Consider the following 15,840-nt stretch of genomic DNA (forward strand, 5'->3'; position numbering starts at 1 on the left):
GAAACTCCCGCAACAGATCATCCATGAGCTACGCCTTACTGACCTGGACTTGAACTCGTCGCCGGAGCCACCTTTGGCACGGACGGACGCCCTATTCTCGATCGTTAGACATCCCCTTTCACAGTCTCGTTAATTTCATCCTCCGTGCTACTACGGATATTGAAGAGAAGTTTGCGGTTCAGCTGCATGCCCCAGCGCTTTTCAACAAAGCCGGCTCCGCGCCGCAACGAAAGAGCGGGCGAGGTCAACGGGCCGAGAACAGCGGGCGAGATGTGCAGGAAAGTCCTGCTCGCGAAGAGCGATAGAGACGGCCCGCGGGACGTTGGTCCGAGCCGCCTGCAACCAGCGGCGCTCTCGTGAGCTGCGTTTGGTGGTGTTGCCGCGATGTGCGCATTCCGCGCATCAGGTAAACGAATGCTTACCCTGCGGCCATGGCGGCTCGTGCCGCGCTAACCGAGACACGCCGTCTGACCCAACGGGTATATGTACGACATCACAATCTTCAGGATAGTATCGGTTTGCCGCGCAGACCGAACAACGAACGGGCGCCGCACCGATCATCCATCGAACCAGCCGGATTGACCCTGCATGAACACAAGCGGCCATCCGCCGAAATCAGCTGCAACTGCTCGACGCGGCGGATTTCGATCCGTTGCGTCCGCACCTCGCTGCGATCGAAATGGTCATGAAATCTGTCATGGACGAGGTCGGCACGCAGCGCCGCATGATCGATTGCCGCGCCCGAACGACCTGTCCCAATTGCCAATATATCCCGGCCTGAACATGATGGAACTTGGCCGTGCAGGCCGTGATTTCGCGCGTCGCGATTCGAGGGAGCAGGAACGGGGAGGCAGCTTTGGAAACGATGGTGCGTCCATCCAATGGTTTCCTGTCCGCGCTGTCGCCGGACGATTATGAATTGATCGGCCCGCACCTGCGAACGGTTGATCTGCCCCATGATGCGGTGCTGGTCGAGACCGGCAAGACGCTGAAGCGTGCCTATTTTCCCCACCGCGGCGTCATCTCCCTGGTGGTGGAACTTGCCAAGGGCGAGCGTGTGCAAGTCGCCATGATCGGCCGCGACAGCCTGCTTGGGACGCTCTCGATCATGGGCGACGCAGATGCATTGAACACCGCCATTGTGCTGGTTCCCGGCGTCGCCTCGATGGTGGATCTGGACCGGCTGCGGATCGCCGCCGACCAGAGCAGCACCCTGCGCACATTGCTCACGCGCCACGGGCTGGCAGTCTACGTCCAGGCGCAGCAGACCGCGGGCTGCAGCGCTGCCCATCCGGTGGAGTCGCGGTTATCGCGGTGCCTGTTGCAGACTCATGATCTGTCGGGCGACTCCCGGCTCCTGCTGACCCAGGAAACGATGGCACAGATGATCGGGGCGCGGCGCAACAGCGTGTCGCTGGTCGCCACCTCCTTGCAGCAGGCCAATTTCATCCACTACAGCCGTGGACACATCCAGATCGTCAACCTGGACGGCCTGCGCCAGACGGCGTGCGAATGCTACGCCACCGTGAAGGCCCAGTACGACCGGCTGCTCGGCGCGCGCTGAACGCCGCCGCAGCCAATTGGTAAACCGCCGGCTAATGCCGGCCTGCAAACGCCGGCCATCCTGCTACCGGAACTGAAATTCGAATGCCATAGACACGGGGCGTGCGTGCTGCGCGACAACGAAACCCGTGATGAAGGCCATGCTTGACGTAACCGCCGCGCCTGCGCGGAAGGCGCTCGATGCCGAACCCGCGCGCGAGCCGCGCGCGTATGAAGCGCTGGTGCGCGAGATCGGCGAGGACGCGGCCTGTGAGGTGCGCGATGTGTTCTGGAGCGAGACCTGCGCGCGCCTGCAACGGTTCCGCACGCTCTCGCCTGCGCAGCACCACGCCAGGATCGCCCGCGAAGCGCATTCGCTGAAGAGCGCGGCCGGGACGTTCGGCTATGTCAGGCTCGCAGCGCTGGCGTTGCGGCTGGAGAAGGCCGCGGAGGACCTCGGCGAGGCCGAATTCCGCGTTCTCGTGGACCTCATGGATGCCGCCTACGCCGCCGCGCGCGCACAGGAGCCGGAGGTCTAGAGCCATTTGCTTGCCGACTGCGCGCAACCCGCCGTACTTCTACGGTTTTGGATCTTCACAGATGGCTAATCATAGATGGCGATAGTCCCCGAAAACCAGGAGGGTTTTCCATGTTCACGTACGAGACCGCAGACCAGAAGGAGGTTCGTCGCTTCCGCATCGCACAGTTCAACGGCCGGATGGCGACGGTGAAGGCTGGCGATTCGACCGTGACCGGCTTCGTGCGTTCGGTGCTTGAGCAGGAATCGAGCATGCCTCCCCGCTGGACCATCACGATCATCCCGAACGCGCAGAAGGAAGAGATCAAGCCGCTGCGCCCCGCCTCCCGCACGCGTCCGTTCGCGGAAGATTATTTCTGAGCACCACGGGTTTCCGCACCTATCGAGAGATGTCGCGGGCCTTGTCCGTACCGCCTGCCGGCGGCGCAACACGTCAGCCTCAGTCGATCGAATGCAGCAGCGCCGCACGGACGAGGTCCGCGGTGTTGCGCGCACCGAGCTTGCGCATCGCCTCGGCGCGATGGCTCTCGAAGGTGCGCGGACTGATCTGCATCCGAAGCGCGCCCTGCTTGTTCGAGTAGCCTTCGCTGATCAGCCTCAGCACCTCGCGCTCGCGCCTGGTCAGTCGCTTCTGGCCCGACGGGCCGACGAGTTCGGCGCTCGGCACGCGCTGCGGCTGCAGTGCGCGGGCAGTCTTCGATTGTGCCTCCTCGGTGCTGGGCGGGATCGGCAGGCCGACCTTGTGAGGTCCGGCAAGCTGCTTGACCAGATGGCAAACGCGTTCGGTCTGTACCAGCGCGTTCTCCACCACCCGCTGCAGATAGGCACGATCGCCCGTAACAGGCGCGAGCTGATCGCTATGATGCTTGATCTCGCCCATGTAGAGCAGGAGCGCCGTCAGAGGGCCGTTGAGCTCGCGGGCGATGGCAGCGGCCATTTCGTCCGCCGCCTTGGCACGGGCGGCGCTCAGGCGGACGAAATCGGGCTCTTCAGCTGAAGCAGCGCTGCCCTCGTGCCATTCCGACGGCCGCGAATCAGTGGCCGTATCGTTCTGTGACCCCATGTCACTCGTTTAGCGGAACCAGGGCCGGTCTGTGCTTAACTTTCTTCTCCGTAAGACTACGGTGATTTGGGCTCTTTTGCGCTGAAACGGCGGCCTCGGCACAATTTGTGCTTGCGTGCGGCCGCAACCGACCATGCAGGGGTTGAGTTTTCCGCCGAAATCCGGGGCGGCCAGGCGGGGAACTCCCTTTGACCGTCGCCTTCGCCCGATGTCCGCCCGGGGCCCCGCCCCCGGTTTTTACGGATTAATTAACGGCGACTTGCTTCTCTAGGGAGGTTGAGCGCGCAAATGCCTCCACGCATTGGGCCCGCAAGCCCGCGGGACACGCTGCGAAAGAGTGCGTGCCATGAACGAGATCGATCGACTGTCGGAATTCCTGCAGAGGCTGACGCCGCTGTCGCGCAGCTGTCTGCTCAGCGAGCTCGAACGGCTCGAACTGTGCGGCATCGACATGCCGGGTTCAGCCGACATCCAGTCGCGCTTGCGCGCCGAGTTCCGCAAGGACGGATCGACCCAGGCGCGCGCCGCCAACCCTTCGCGCTATTTCTTCGCGCCGCTGGAGCTGCTGCTGATCGACGGCGCACCCGAGCATGCCAACCTGGGGCGGATCTCGCGCAACACCCTCACCCCGATCTGGGAGTGGATCTGCCGCGACCTGCTGCCGACCATGGCGCGCGACTACATCAAGGCGATCAGCGACCAGGTCGCGGCCAACAACCCGAAGGAAGTGCAGAAGATCGCCTCGACCTTCCAGACCAAGGTCGTCAAGGTCCTCGAGAGCACCCTCACCTCGCCCGAGAACACCGAATCCGCGCGAGCCAAGCTCGCGCAATACACGGCCTCCCGCACCGCCTTCGACGACGTCCTGAAGATGCTGCATGTGTTGCGCGCCGGCGATGCGCTAGCGAAGTTCAACGAGAAGCTGCCTGAGAAGATCGCGAAGTTCGACGACGGCCAGGTCGCCCAGATCACCGCGCAGCTCGACGCCTTCAAGAAGGCGCATCCCGATGCGCTGCCGTTCGCCCTGGCGCTGGCGGCACGGCGCCTGAAGACGTCCTGGCAATTGGTGCGGCTTGCCACCAAGGCCGCTGCGAGCAAGGCCGCCGCAGATGTTGCCGCCACCCCCTATGCCTGCGTCGTTCCCATGGTCCTCGACCGGCTCGACGACAAGCGCCTCGCGCTTCGCATCGCGCTCCGGAACAACCGGGTGCTGGTCGCCCGCGACCTGCTCGCCGAAATCTATGACACCGAATATGCGCTCAAGGTCCGCATCGACGGCCTTGAACATTGCGACTGGGGCGTGCGCCTCCAGCAATTGATGGACGCGATCGCCGCGCTTGTGTCCGCCGAGGTGGGCCGCTTCCCCGCCAATGTCGGCCACATTCTCGGATCGCGGCGGCTGCGCAGCCACGACACGCTCGGCGGCAGGCTGACTTCTCTGGCGTGGAAGGGGCGCGACGCGATGCAGGACGGTGCGGCGGCGTTCCGCAAATTGATCGGGCAAGCCTAGATCGGGGTTCGGCCGCGAAGGGCCCGCTGCGCAGCGTGGCTAACGCGGCAAGCACAGGAAGCGATCCATAAATCGCCCTGACAGCACGAATCTGAACCACCAATACATCATTCGCCGCATCGACATAGCTGGAGTCCTCGACAGCCCACCACCGGCTGCGCGGAGCAATAGCGCAGGTGCAGCAATGCGCGTGTGATGCACTTCACATTCGCGGCTGCCGGCCCGGACCCATTGTCGCAGAACCGTCACGAGCGAAGGGGGACTATGCGCGCATCGCGGGAAGACGTTCTCCAGCGCAGCAGTCGCTCCGATCGGCCGCAAGAGCTGCGCGATGGGAATACGCGATGAGCTCGGCTCGAAGGGATTGACGATGGTGGTGCCACCCAATGGGCGCGCTGGCGTCCAGGTCGACGACGATGGCGCAGACGTCACCGCCGCGAGGTAACGCAGCGCCGATGTGGCCCTGCTTCCGGTCTTCTTCAAACACGACCAGCGACCTCATCGCTGCGTCGGAGCGACAGCGCGACGGCATTGCGCGACGCCCTCGCTCGGCAAGTCGCGCGCCCATTGCGCGCCGGAGACATTTCAGGCGCGCCGACCGTGGTTGCGCGTGAGGCGCCCGGATGTGCAAATTCTTTTCGAAGATAGTGTCGACAAATTAGCTCGAATTGCAGGGCTTAACGTTACTCAAATAATTCAAGAGCGATGTGATGCTCTCCTTATTTGAACCCACGCTCGCCGTTTAAGAAACTGTCACGGAACGGGAGTGGTGTACGATGAACGATGGGACTGTTGAACTCGTCGGACGAAGGCCTGTGACCTTCGGACGGCGAAAGGTGACACCGCGCGCCTGTGTGGCCGACAGCAAGCGACACTTGCGCGCCTTCCTCAGCGAGATTCTCGAGGACCTCGGTTTCGTCACCAGCGAATGCGCCAGTGCCGACGAGTTGCAAACCGTGCTCGCCAGCGAATTGCCGGATCTGATCCTGCTCGGCGTCGCCGCCGATGGCATCGAGCCGGGACGATTCCTCGAAATATTGGTGCGCGAGGCATTTGCCGGCAGGGTTCTCGCCGTCGGCGCCCGCGAGTCGATCATCGTCAAGGCCGTGCGGCAGGTCGGTGAGGAATATGGCCTTGCGATGCTGCCGCCGCTCACGACGCCCTTTGCCGCGGAGACGCTGCGCGAGCGCGTCGCGATGCTGCTGCCGGAGGAGCCGGCGCCGAGCCCGGCCGTGCATGTCGGCGAGGCCCTGCACGCCGGCTGGCTCGAGCTCTGGTACCAGCCCAAGATCGACGCGCGCACGCTGGTCCGCAGCGGCGCCGAGGCGCTGGTCCGGATGCGGCATCCGACCTGGGGCGTGGTGCCGCCGGCCTATTTCATCCCGGAGCCGCACGATCCGCATTTTCGCGAGCTCTCGGAGTTCGTGATCGATCGCGCCGTGCGAGACTGGCACTATCTGCTGGAGCAGCAAAGCCCGGTCGATCTGTCGATCAATCTTCCCGCCTCCTATCTCAGGGAGCCGCAGGCCGTGCGCGACCTCTGCCGCCGCGTGCCGACGCATCCGGCCTTCGGCGGGCTGACGGTCGAGATCGAAAGCGAGGAGGCGATCCGCGAGCTCGACCTCCTGACCGAGGTCGCGCGCGAGGTCGGCCTGCACAATATCGGCCTGTCGATCGACAATCTCGGCGCCAACTGGCCGTCGCTGATGGAGCTGGACAGGATTCCCTTCGTCAAGTTGAAGGCCGACCGGCAGTTCGTCACCGGCAGCGGCGGCGATCGGCTGAAGCGCACGGTGTGCCGTCACATCGTCGAGCTGGCGCAGGGCTTTGGTGCGCGCGCGGTGGCGCAAGGGGTCGAGAGCCGCGCCGACCTCGTCGCGGCGAACGAGCTCGGCTTCGACCTCGTGCAGGGCTTTCTGTTCGGCAAGCCGATGCCGCTGAAGAAGTTTGCGAGAAGCACGCTGACGCGGACGGTGATGGGGCAGGCGTGAGGCACGGGCCTCACGCAAACCGTCGTGCGAAGAAGACGCAGGCAACCACGAGCGCGGTCGCGGCGATCATGCTCCAGGCCACGGGCTCGTGCAGCAGCAGACCTGCGAGCGCGAGACCGAAGAACGGCTGGAGCTGCTGCAACTGGCCGACACGCGCAATGCCGCCGACGGCGAGCCCGCGGTACCAGAAGATGAAGCCGACGAACATGCTGAAGACGGAGACGTAGGCGAGCCCGATCCAGGCGGGCACGCTGACGCCGCCTAGGGCGGGCGGCCACGTCAGGATTGCGAGCGCCACCATCATCGGCAGCGCGAGCAGCAGCGCCCAGGAGATCACCTGCCAGCCGCCGAGGCGGCGCGACAGCACGGCGCCTTCGGCATAGCCGAGCCCGCACAGCACGATCGCGGCCACCATCAGGAGATCGCCGGTGAGCGAAGCCGAGCCGTCGCCCGCGAGGGCAAAGCCGGCCACCGTGGCGCTGCCGAGACCAGCGAACAGCCAGAACAGCGGGCGCGGCCGTTCGCCGCCGCGCAGCACGCCGAAGATCGCGGTCGACAGCGGCAGGAGGCCGATGAAGACGATCGAACGCGCCGAGGTGATGTGCTGGAGCGCGAGCGCGGTCAGCAGCGGGAAGCCGACCACGACGCCGGCGGCGACGATCGTGAGCGAGGCGAGATCCTGCCGCCGCGGCCGCGCCTGCCGGAGCAGACCGAGCACCGCCGCACCGATCAGCGCGGCGATCACGGCGCGCGCGGACGTCAGGAACAGCGCCGAGAAGCCGCCGACCGCGACCCGCGTCGCCGGCAGCGAGCCGCTGAAGATGATGACGCCGAGAAGGCCGTTGCCCCAGCCGCTGCCCGCAGATTGCATGTCACCTCATTCCCTGGCCGCGATCTATCCCCCGGACCATGGCAAAGCCAGCGACAATCCAATACAATCCGGCAGAACTGTATTGGTATGGAAGGCCATACACATTGGCTGCCGACACACGCATGAAGGGCCGCAGCGGCACCCGGACCGCTGACGTCATGAGCGCGGTCCGCGCCAAGGTCGTGGGCCGCGCGCTCAGTGCCGGCGACCGCCTGCCCTCGATCCGCAGCCTTGCCGCGACCATGGACGTTTCGCCCTCCACGGTGGTCGAGGCCTATGACCGGCTCGCCGCCGAAGGCCTGATCCGCGCGCGCCGCGGCTCCGGCTTCTATGTCTCCCCGACGGCAACGCCGCCGCTCGCGCTGGCCGAAGCCGAGCCGCGGCACGACCGGGAGGTCGATCCGTTCTGGGTCTCGCGGCAATCGCTCGATGCTGATGCGGCCGTGCTCAAGCCCGGTTGCGGCTGGTTGCCGGCAGGCTGGATGCCGGAGACCGGCTTGCGGCGGGCCGTCCGTGCGCTGGCGCGGACCGACGACAGCCTGCTGACCGACTATGGCAGCACGCGCGGCGCGCCGGCGCTGCGCCGGCTGCTGATCGCGCGGCTGGCGGAAGATGCAGTTGAGGCATCGGTCGATCAGCTCATGCTGACGGGCTCGGGGACGCAGGCAACCGACCTCGTCTGCCGCTTCCTGCTCCGTCCCGGCGACACCGTGCTGGTCGATGATCCCTGCTACTTCAATTTCCGTGCGCTGCTGCGGGCACATCAGGCCAAAGTCGTCGGCGTGCCCACCACGCCGTCGGGCCCGGATGTCGCGCGCTTCGATCAACTCCTCGGCAGCGAGCGGCCGCGGCTCTACATCACCAATTCAGCGCTGCACAATCCGACCGGCGCGACGCCGTCTCTTGCGACCGCGCACCGGCTCCTGACCGCGGCCACCGCGCACGACCTCACCATCATCGAGGACGACATTTTCGGCGACTTCGAGCCGGAGCGCTCGCCGCGCCTTGCCGCGCTGGACGGATTGAACCGCGTGATCCGCATCGGCAGCTTCTCCAAGACGCTGTCGGCGTCGGTGCGCTGCGGCTACATCGCGGCACGTGCCGACTGGATCGAGCATCTCATCGACCTGCAGGTTGCAACAAGTTTCGGCGGGCCGAGCCCGGTCGCGACCGAGATCATCGCGCAAGTCCTGGTCGGCGGCAGCTATCGCAAGCACATGGACGAGCTCAGGCAGAGGCTCACGCGCACGCGTCGCGACGTCGCGCGCAAGCTTCAGGCCTTGGGGATCGAGCCGTGGCTGATGCCGCGCGGCGGCTTCTTCCTGTGGTGCCGTCTCGCCGACGGGCAGGACGCCACGGCCGTTGCGCGCACGGCACTCGAGGAAGACGTCGTTCTGGCACCCGGCAACGTGTTCAGCGTGTCGCAGACGGCGTCGCACTTCATGCGCTTCAACGTGGCGCAGATGAGCGAGCCGCGAATGTGGGACGTGCTGCGGCGGGCGTTGAAGTCGGCGCCCGGAATGACCCGCAGCTGAAGCGCGATGCGATTGGGATGAATCGCCATCGCGCTTTAGTTTGCCTTGATGCCGGCCTCGCTGATGAGCTTGCCCCATTTCGTGCTTTCGCTCTGAATGAAGCGGCCGAACTGCTCCGGCGATGTCGGCGCAGGCTCCGCACCGAGGGTCCGGATCTTCTCGGCTACCGCCGGGTCCTTCAAGGCCTTTGCGAAGGCCTCGTTCAACCTGGCGACGATATCCGCTGGCGTGCCGGCCGGAGCAACCAGCCCGAACCAGCCGATGGATTCGAAGCCCGCGACACCGCCTTCGGCAAGCGTCGGCACGTCGGGCAAGGATGCCAGCCGCCGTGCCGACGACACGCCGATCGCGTTGAGCTTGCCATCGAGGATCAGCTGCTTCGAGGCAGGGATGTCCAGGACCGCGAACGGGACGTGACCCGCGAGGACATCGACCGTTGCCGGGCCGGTGCCGCGATAGGGAACCAGCTCCATGGCGAGCCCGGTCTTCTGCGTGAACAGCGCCGCGGTCAAGTGCATGGCGGTCGAATTGCCGCCGTGTCCAATCGACAGCGCGCCTGGCTTTGCCTTGGCGAGGGCGATCGTTTCCGCTGCGCTGTGTGCAGGCACGTTCGCAGACGCCACCAGCACGAAGGGAATTTCCGCAAGCAGGGTGATGGGCGCAAGATCCCTCGGATCGAACGGCATCGACGGGTTGAGATGCGGATTGACCGTCAGCGCCCCCGCCGGCGCGACTCCGAGTGTGTAGCCGTCGGGCTTGGCCTGGACGACCGCGGCCATGCCGATATTGCCCCCAGCCCCGGCGCGGTTCTCGATGACCAGGCCTTGCTTGAGTTCGGCGGTGACCAGCGGCTCGAGCGCACGGATGACGGTATCGGCACTCCCGCCGGGCGGGAACGTCACGATGATCTTGATCAACTGCTCCGGATAGGCCGCCTCAGCAGCCTCCAACGGCAGGCCGGCAAAAGTTGCTGCCGTCAGCACGGCCAGAATGCAGCGCCTTGCTACGTCAAACACATTCTCCTCCCCAGTCTATTGTTTGCAGGCACGACCAGGCTGCCAGCACCGCGGGCCGCCTGCGATCGAGTTACGCCGCCGCGCCGGTGATGCGCGCCAGCAAACCCAATGGATCCTCGGGCGCGGCCTGTCCGCGCCAGGCGATGTGCTGGTCGGGCCGGACCAGCACCAGCTTCTCGGCGTACGTCCCGTTCGCCTCGCCCGGGGCGATGTCGACCAGCACCAGCGGCACGCCGCGTTCCGCTGCGGCGGACTTCAGTCGCGCCACATCGACTGCCGGATCGAACCGCAACAATGTGTAGCCCGGTCCGAAGGCGTCATAGAGCGATCGTCCGTCGCGCAGGAACAGATGCGGCGCGCGTGCGCCCGGGGCCGTGGAGGGCGTAAAGCTTCCCATCGTGTAGGCTGGCGGCGTCTCGCCATCATAGGCGATGATCGGCGAAGCATCGTAGTAGTAGCCGAAGTTGAGGCCGGCGCAGCAATATTGCTGCACGTTGAGATCATAGGCCGCTCTCGCCAGCGCCGCGCGCGCGGCTTGGCCGCGTGGCGTGGCCTCCTCGATCTCCGCAGATACACCGCCGCGCTGCGCCATCATCTTCATCGCATGATCCATCGCGAAGCGCGACACCTGCTCGGTGATGGGCTGGCGCTCCGCCTCGTAGGCATCGAGGATCGCGGCCGGCGCCCAGCCGTTCAGATGCGCCGCCAATTGCCAGCCGAGATCGACGGCATCCGCAATGCCCGCATTCATGCCGTAGCCGGCATAGGGCATCCACAGATGCGCGGCATCGCCGCAGATGAAGACCCTGCGATCGCGGAAGCGATCGGCCACGAGGCGACGTCCGACCCAGTCCTCCTTGCTGAGCACACGATATTCGAAACGCTCGTCGACGCCGAGGATGGCGCGGATGGCCCAGTCGCGGTCGACCGAGTCGAACTCGGGCTCGTCGGGCCTGAGGTGATTGTGAATCAGCCAGCGGTCGTGGCCATCGATCGCGACCGTCGTGCCCGAACGCCGCGGATTGAGCGACAGCACCATCCAGGCCGGCTTGTGCGCGCCCATCAGCTGCCTGAGTTGCGGGGCTTCGATGAAGGTCGATTGCACCCGCTGGATCACCGGCGTGCCGGACAGGCTGGCGCCGATCGATTTACGCACGAGGGAACGGCTGCCGTCGCACCCGATCACGAAGCTGGCTTCGATATGCAGCGAGCTCCCGCTGTCGAGATCGCGCGCGAGTGCGACCACATGGTCGTCGTTCTGCTCGATGTCGGTGATTTCCGTGCGCGCCAGGATCTTGATCCGCGGCTGCGCCGCGGCATGGCTAAACAGGATCGGCTCGAGATAGATCTGGTTGATCCGGTGCGGCGGCTCCGGGGTCGGCCACCAGGTGTCGGGGCCACCGGTTGCGGTGTAACGGCGCGCGCGCGATGGGATGTCGATGCGGCAGAGCTCGATGCCGGTCGCCGTGGTCCGATAGGAGCAGTCGTTCGGAAAGTCTGCCGGCAGGCCGGCGTCGCGCAGCTTTGCGGCAATGCCCAGCCTTCGGAAGATTTCCATCGAGCGCGCCGACACGTGATTGCATTTGACGCTGGGCGGATCGCCGGCATGGCGGATCTCCGCGACGACGACGTCGATCCCGCGCGAGGCCAGATCCATCGCCGCCGTCAATCCGACGGGCCCGGCGCCCACCACCAGCACCTGTGTCCTCATGCTCGTTTCATCCCCTTGCGGCGCCGCGGCTTCACCGTCCGCGCAGCATGCATTTTATTGCATGCCCTTTTATGCGATAAGCCGGAAAGAACTTATCAATTCATGAGTTTTGCCTATGAATGTCACCTTGCGCCAATTGCGGGCCTTCACCGGCGTGTATCGTACGCGCAGCATCACGCGGGCCGCCCGCGAGCTCGGGATCACGCAGTCGGCGGCGAGCCTTCTGGTTCAGCAGCTCGAGAGCCAGCTCGGCATCAAGCTGTTTGACCGTTCGACGCGTTCGGTGCAGCCGACACTGGCTGCCGATGAGGCGTTTCATTCCGCCGAACGCATGCTGAGCGATGCGCTGGGCCTGTCACGGCGCATGCGCGACCTCGCGCAAGCGCGCGCCGGCCGCGTCGCGTTTCTCGCCTCCGCCGGCGCCGCATCGGCGCTGCTGCCGCTGGTGCTGGCAAGATTCCGCGCTTGCCATCCCGACATCGAAATCGACATGCGCGACGTCGCCGCCGACGATCTCGTTCCGCGCCTGAGCGCGACCGATGCGGAATTCGCGATCGGCAGCGTGGAGGGTCGCTTTGCCGAGATGACGATCGAGACGCTGATCCGCGGTCGCCTGAGCGCAATCGGCAGGCGCACCGCCGACTTCGCCGCGCGGCGTGCGCTGACATGGGACGACCTGGCGCAGTTCCCCACGATCGCGATGCGCCGCGAGACGCGGATCCGCATGCAGATTGATCAGGCACTGGGTGCGCAGGGCAAGCGCCTCGATCCGACCTATGAAGTAACGTTGATCAACACCGCGCTCGCCATGACCGCGCAGGGCCTCGGCCTTGCCATCCTCCCTGCGACGATGCTGCCGGCCGACCAGTTTCCGACGCTGATCGCAAGACCTCTGGTGCGACCGGCCATCACGCGACCGGTGTCGCTGCTGCAGCGCCAGGGCCGGACGCTGTCGCCGGCGGCGCAGGCGTTCGTGGCGACGGCGCGGACGGTGCTGGCGGAGCGAGCGGGGCAGGCTTCTTGAGCTGAAGGACGGTCGCATACGGAAGCCCGGTCGTCTCAAAAGCCGGGACTATCTTGCAGTTGCTCGTCGAGAGAATGGCGGAGAGGGAGGGATTCGAACCCCCGATAGGCTTGCACCTATGCCGCATTTCGAGTGCGGTGCATTCAACCACTCTGCCACCTCTCCTGAAGGCGCCATGTAGAGGCAGGGCCCCTGTGGTTGGGGGCGTTAATAGGCGAGGATGGCGGGCCAGACAAGGCGCGGGAGACGAATTTCCGGCCGGTTTTCCGCTCCCGTCCCTTGATGACGCGGTGATGGCGGGGGCCGACAGCGGATTTCGGCGGCCCTTTCGGTGAATTCGGCCGCAGTTTCAGCCGGCGCGCAGGCTGAGCCCGCGCTGGCCGCCGAATCAGCGTGCGACGGGAAAAACGGGGTGGGACCGCCAGACGCGGTAAATACTGGCGGTCCCGGTGCCGCTCATTGAAATACTGGCCAGGAAGGGCGGCTTCGCCGGCCAAGTGGAAGCGACGATTCGACCCTAACGTGCGGCAGGCAGCCCGCAACGCAATCCGGTCCTTAACCTAACCGGTCAAGGTTACTCCTTGTCCGCTTTACCCTTTTTCTTCCCGTTCTCCGTGGAATCCCGGTCCTTGCCGTTGTCCTTACGGCGGTTGGTGAAGCGCGCATTGCCAAGCCCGGTGCCGATGGTGAGCACGCCCCAGCGATCGACGTCCTGCATGAACGGCACCTCGGAGAGGCCCTGCACCACGCCGTCATTGTGCATCAGGATGGCGGTGTCGTGCTCGCCGATTTGCGGAATGCCCTCGAGCAGGCTCGCCGGCAGGTTGAACTTGCTGCTCTCCCAATTGCCCGGCAGATTCTGCGCGCCCTTCTCGATGGAGCCGTCGGCGTTGATCACGCCGGGGCAGGCGATACCGATGAAGGGGGCGAGCTTGTAGCCTTCATTTTCGGCCTCCGTGATCAACCCCTTCAGCATCTTGGTGAGCCGCTTCACCGCGCCCTCGCGCGTCGGCTCGTCGTCGGCGTGACGCCACAGCTCGGATTTCACGACCTTGGCCTTCGACAGGTCCTTGGCCTTTTTCCAGCTGGTCTCGACGAGGCCGCAGCGGATGTTGGTGCCGCCGATGTCGACGGCGAGGATGCTGTCATGAGCCTCGAAGATCCAGGACGGCGCCAGATGCAGCGCGCCGACCAGCCCGGCTTCATCGGGGTGATGGCGGATCGGCTGCAGGTCGATCTTGAAATCCTCGGCCTTCAGGATGATCTCGGTGCGCGCGATCGCAAGCTCGCCGAGCCGGGAATCGCGGAAGCCGCCACCGACCACGATGCGCTCGGTCCTGGCCCAGGCCTTGGTCTTGAGAAAGCGCCGGGTGACGTAGGCGAGCTCCTGCGCAAAGTCCTCGATCGCACTGTGCACCACCGCGGAGGCTTCGGTGTCGTCGCCGACCAGCATGGCGTCCAGCGTCTTCTTGCTGATGTTTTCCGACGGCTCCTTGCCGAACGGGTCCTCGCCGGTCTTGCGCAGCGGCTTGCGCCAGCGGTCGAGGATGTCGCGGAACGCGCCCTTGCTGGCGCGGTCGCCGAGAAAGCCGTCCTCGTCCTTCATCTCGATGTTGAAGCTGTCGATGTCCACCGACGGCAGCCGCTCCGCGCCGTGATGGGCGATGCCCGTCGTCTTGACCAGTTCGTCCGTTGCCATGAGAGCCCTTGCCCGCTTTTAGCTGTTCCGGCCGGGACAACGGCGAGGGAACCGGTTTGTTGCAAAGCGGTCCGAGATTCGCCTGCAAGGTCGCGAACGGACCAAATCCTTCAAATCCGGGCGCTTTTCGCCCGCTTTTCCTTGACTTGCGGCGCTCGGCGGCTATAAGTCCCACAGCCGGCGCGGGGCGTTTCTCGCGCCGCTTGTTTTTGCGTGGGTTTTCAATGGGATAACTCCCACCCACACAGAACGCATGTAAACCCATAGCGACTGACAAAAAGCCGGCCCGGACGATTCTCGTCGCGAGGCCGGGATTGAACACGAAGGAAAAAAACGATGTTCGCAGTCATCAAAACCGGCGGCAAGCAATACCGCGTCGTGCCGGATGATGTCCTGGAAGTAGGCAAGATCGAAGGCGAAGTCGGCTCGATCGTGCAGTTGAATGAAGTTCTGGTGGTCGGCGGCGACACGCCGGTGCTGGGTGTGCCGACGGTGGCGGGTGCCTCCGTTGCGGTCGAGGTGCTCGACCACAAGCGCGGCCCCAAGGTCATCGCGTTCAAGAAGCGCCGCCGCAAGAATTCGCGCCGCAAGCGCGGCTACCGCGACGAGATCACCGTGCTGCGCATCAGCGAGATCCTGACGGACGGCGCCAAGCCCACCAAGGGCCCGCGTCCGAAGAAGGAGAAGGCGGCCAAGGAGCCGGCAACGGAAGCCGCCGAATAAAATGGAATTGATCACGCCAATTCACGAATTGATGCGTGAGAAATTTTGAAATGATTCCGTCAAGGAATTGATCTAGAAATACGCAGGATTTCGGAGACGAGCCATGGCTCACAAAAAAGCAGGCGGTTCATCGCGCAACGGACGCGATTCCAAGGGCAAGCGCCTCGGTATCAAGGCGTTCGGCGGGGAGATCGTCACTCCCGGCAACATCATTGCGCGTCAGCGCGGCACCACCTGGCACCCCGGCCTTAATGTCGGCATGGGCACGGACCACACTTTGTTCGCCAAGATCGAGGGCCGTGTTGCGTTCCAGGCCAAAGCCAACGGCCGCACCTTCGTATCGGTACTCCCGATCGCAGAGGCGGCTGAATAGACGGTGGATCAAATTTGGAGTCCGCCGGGTCCTGACTGAACCGGCGGAGTCCCAGAGATCATAGAGATCGAAGGCTCCAGGGGAGGCGGGAAACCGGCCTCCCCTTTTCTTTGACTTGCTCACTTCGAATTAGTGACTTTCACGGAGCCGGACATGTTGCAGGATTTCTCGAGCGTGACCTTGCGGGAGGCGAGACCCAGCGTCGTCGCCACCGAGCGGCTGACCTTGCGGCGGCCGACGCTGG

Annotated in this window: 15 protein-coding genes, 1 tRNA gene and 1 pseudogene; 10 read left to right on the plus strand and 7 right to left on the minus strand. The window is 65.1% G+C overall.

What is annotated here, in order from left to right; translation table 11 throughout:
* Nucleotides 1-502 precede the first annotated feature (502 nt).
* Entirely contained in the window at nucleotides 503-766 is a 264-nt protein-coding gene (locus IC50_RS41765) for a hypothetical protein (RefSeq protein WP_157461190.1), read from the minus strand.
* A 99-nt stretch (nucleotides 767-865) separates the two neighbouring features.
* On the opposite strand from IC50_RS41765, the gene IC50_RS34955 reads away from it, so the two are divergent.
* The 3 genes from IC50_RS34955 to IC50_RS34965 all read left to right on the plus strand — a co-directional run bounded on the left by IC50_RS34955 (nucleotide 866) and on the right by IC50_RS34965 (nucleotide 2,440).
* Nucleotides 866-1,564, plus strand: a complete 699-nt coding sequence (locus IC50_RS34955) for a Crp/Fnr family transcriptional regulator (protein ID WP_193374183.1) — start codon at nucleotides 866-868, stop codon at nucleotides 1,562-1,564.
* A gap of 139 nt (nucleotides 1,565-1,703) precedes the next feature.
* The gene (locus IC50_RS34960; protein ID WP_035715872.1) at nucleotides 1,704-2,081 is read left to right on the plus strand and encodes an Hpt domain-containing protein; all 378 of its coding nucleotides are present in this window, start codon (nucleotides 1,704-1,706) and stop codon (nucleotides 2,079-2,081) included.
* 110 nt (nucleotides 2,082-2,191) lie between these two features.
* Nucleotides 2,192-2,440 carry a hypothetical protein gene (locus IC50_RS34965; protein ID WP_035715843.1) on the plus strand — a complete coding sequence of 83 codons (249 nt, stop codon included), beginning with the start codon at nucleotides 2,192-2,194 and terminating at the stop codon, nucleotides 2,438-2,440.
* Nucleotides 2,441-2,519: 79 nt separating this feature from the next.
* On the opposite strand, the gene IC50_RS34970 is transcribed toward IC50_RS34965, so the two are convergent.
* Nucleotides 2,520-3,143 carry a helix-turn-helix domain-containing protein gene (locus IC50_RS34970; protein ID WP_035715846.1) on the minus strand — a complete coding sequence of 208 codons (624 nt, stop codon included), beginning with the start codon at nucleotides 3,141-3,143 and terminating at the stop codon, nucleotides 2,520-2,522.
* A gap of 346 nt (nucleotides 3,144-3,489) precedes the next feature.
* On the opposite strand from IC50_RS34970, the gene IC50_RS34975 reads away from it, so the two are divergent.
* Together IC50_RS34975 and IC50_RS34980 are read left to right on the plus strand one after the other, a co-directional pair.
* Entirely contained in the window at nucleotides 3,490-4,653 is a 1,164-nt protein-coding gene (locus IC50_RS34975; RefSeq protein ID WP_035715851.1) for a hypothetical protein, read from the plus strand.
* 776 nt (nucleotides 4,654-5,429) lie between these two features.
* Nucleotides 5,430-6,644: an EAL domain-containing response regulator gene (locus IC50_RS34980; RefSeq protein WP_035715854.1), complete on the plus strand. Its 1,215-nt coding sequence runs from the start codon at nucleotides 5,430-5,432 to the stop codon at nucleotides 6,642-6,644.
* A 10-nt stretch (nucleotides 6,645-6,654) separates the two neighbouring features.
* Here the strand turns inward: IC50_RS34980 and IC50_RS34985 are convergent, their stop codons facing one another.
* Nucleotides 6,655-7,515: a DMT family transporter gene (locus IC50_RS34985; RefSeq protein ID WP_035715857.1), complete on the minus strand. Its 861-nt coding sequence runs from the start codon at nucleotides 7,513-7,515 to the stop codon at nucleotides 6,655-6,657.
* Between the two features lie 122 nt (nucleotides 7,516-7,637).
* Here IC50_RS34985 and IC50_RS34990 point away from each other — a divergent pair, with 122 nt between their 5' ends.
* Nucleotides 7,638-9,050, plus strand: coding sequence for an aminotransferase-like domain-containing protein (locus tag IC50_RS34990; RefSeq protein WP_035715860.1), 1,413 nt, complete (start codon nucleotides 7,638-7,640; stop codon nucleotides 9,048-9,050).
* 35 nt (nucleotides 9,051-9,085) lie between these two features.
* Here IC50_RS34990 and IC50_RS34995 read toward each other — a convergent pair whose 3' ends face one another.
* Complete coding sequence (locus IC50_RS34995) at nucleotides 9,086-10,066, minus strand: Bug family tripartite tricarboxylate transporter substrate binding protein (protein ID WP_035715862.1); 981 nt, start codon at nucleotides 10,064-10,066, stop codon at nucleotides 9,086-9,088.
* Nucleotides 10,067-10,136: 70 nt separating this feature from the next.
* On the minus strand, nucleotides 10,137-11,777 hold the full coding sequence (locus IC50_RS35000; protein ID WP_035715864.1) for an FAD-dependent oxidoreductase: 1,641 nt from the start codon (nucleotides 11,775-11,777) through the stop codon (nucleotides 10,137-10,139).
* Between the two features lie 115 nt (nucleotides 11,778-11,892).
* On the opposite strand from IC50_RS35000, the gene IC50_RS35005 reads away from it, so the two are divergent.
* Nucleotides 11,893-12,801, plus strand: coding sequence for a LysR family transcriptional regulator (locus IC50_RS35005; RefSeq protein WP_035715866.1), 909 nt, complete (start codon nucleotides 11,893-11,895; stop codon nucleotides 12,799-12,801).
* A 75-nt stretch (nucleotides 12,802-12,876) separates the two neighbouring features.
* Here the strand turns inward: IC50_RS35005 and IC50_RS35010 are convergent.
* A tRNA-Ser gene (locus IC50_RS35010) sits at nucleotides 12,877-12,966 on the minus strand.
* A gap of 409 nt (nucleotides 12,967-13,375) precedes the next feature.
* Nucleotides 13,376-14,500: an ROK family protein gene (locus tag IC50_RS35015; RefSeq protein WP_035715868.1), complete on the minus strand. Its 1,125-nt coding sequence runs from the start codon at nucleotides 14,498-14,500 to the stop codon at nucleotides 13,376-13,378.
* 336 nt (nucleotides 14,501-14,836) lie between these two features.
* Here IC50_RS35015 and rplU point away from each other — a divergent pair, with 336 nt between their 5' ends.
* The 3 genes and pseudogenes from rplU to IC50_RS43520 form a co-directional block, all read left to right on the plus strand.
* Nucleotides 14,837-15,223, plus strand: coding sequence for a 50S ribosomal protein L21 (gene rplU / locus IC50_RS35020; RefSeq protein ID WP_035715870.1), 387 nt, complete (start codon nucleotides 14,837-14,839; stop codon nucleotides 15,221-15,223).
* A 103-nt stretch (nucleotides 15,224-15,326) separates the two neighbouring features.
* Complete coding sequence (gene rpmA, locus IC50_RS35025) at nucleotides 15,327-15,596, plus strand: 50S ribosomal protein L27 (RefSeq protein WP_008538809.1); 270 nt, start codon at nucleotides 15,327-15,329, stop codon at nucleotides 15,594-15,596.
* Between the two features lie 153 nt (nucleotides 15,597-15,749).
* Nucleotides 15,750-15,840 (plus strand): annotated as a pseudogene (locus IC50_RS43520) (GNAT family N-acetyltransferase); the annotation flags it as partial.

The sequence above is a fragment of the Bradyrhizobium genomosp. I (2014) genome, assembly GCF_000261685.1.
Lineage (GTDB): Bacteria > Pseudomonadota > Alphaproteobacteria > Rhizobiales > Xanthobacteraceae > Bradyrhizobium.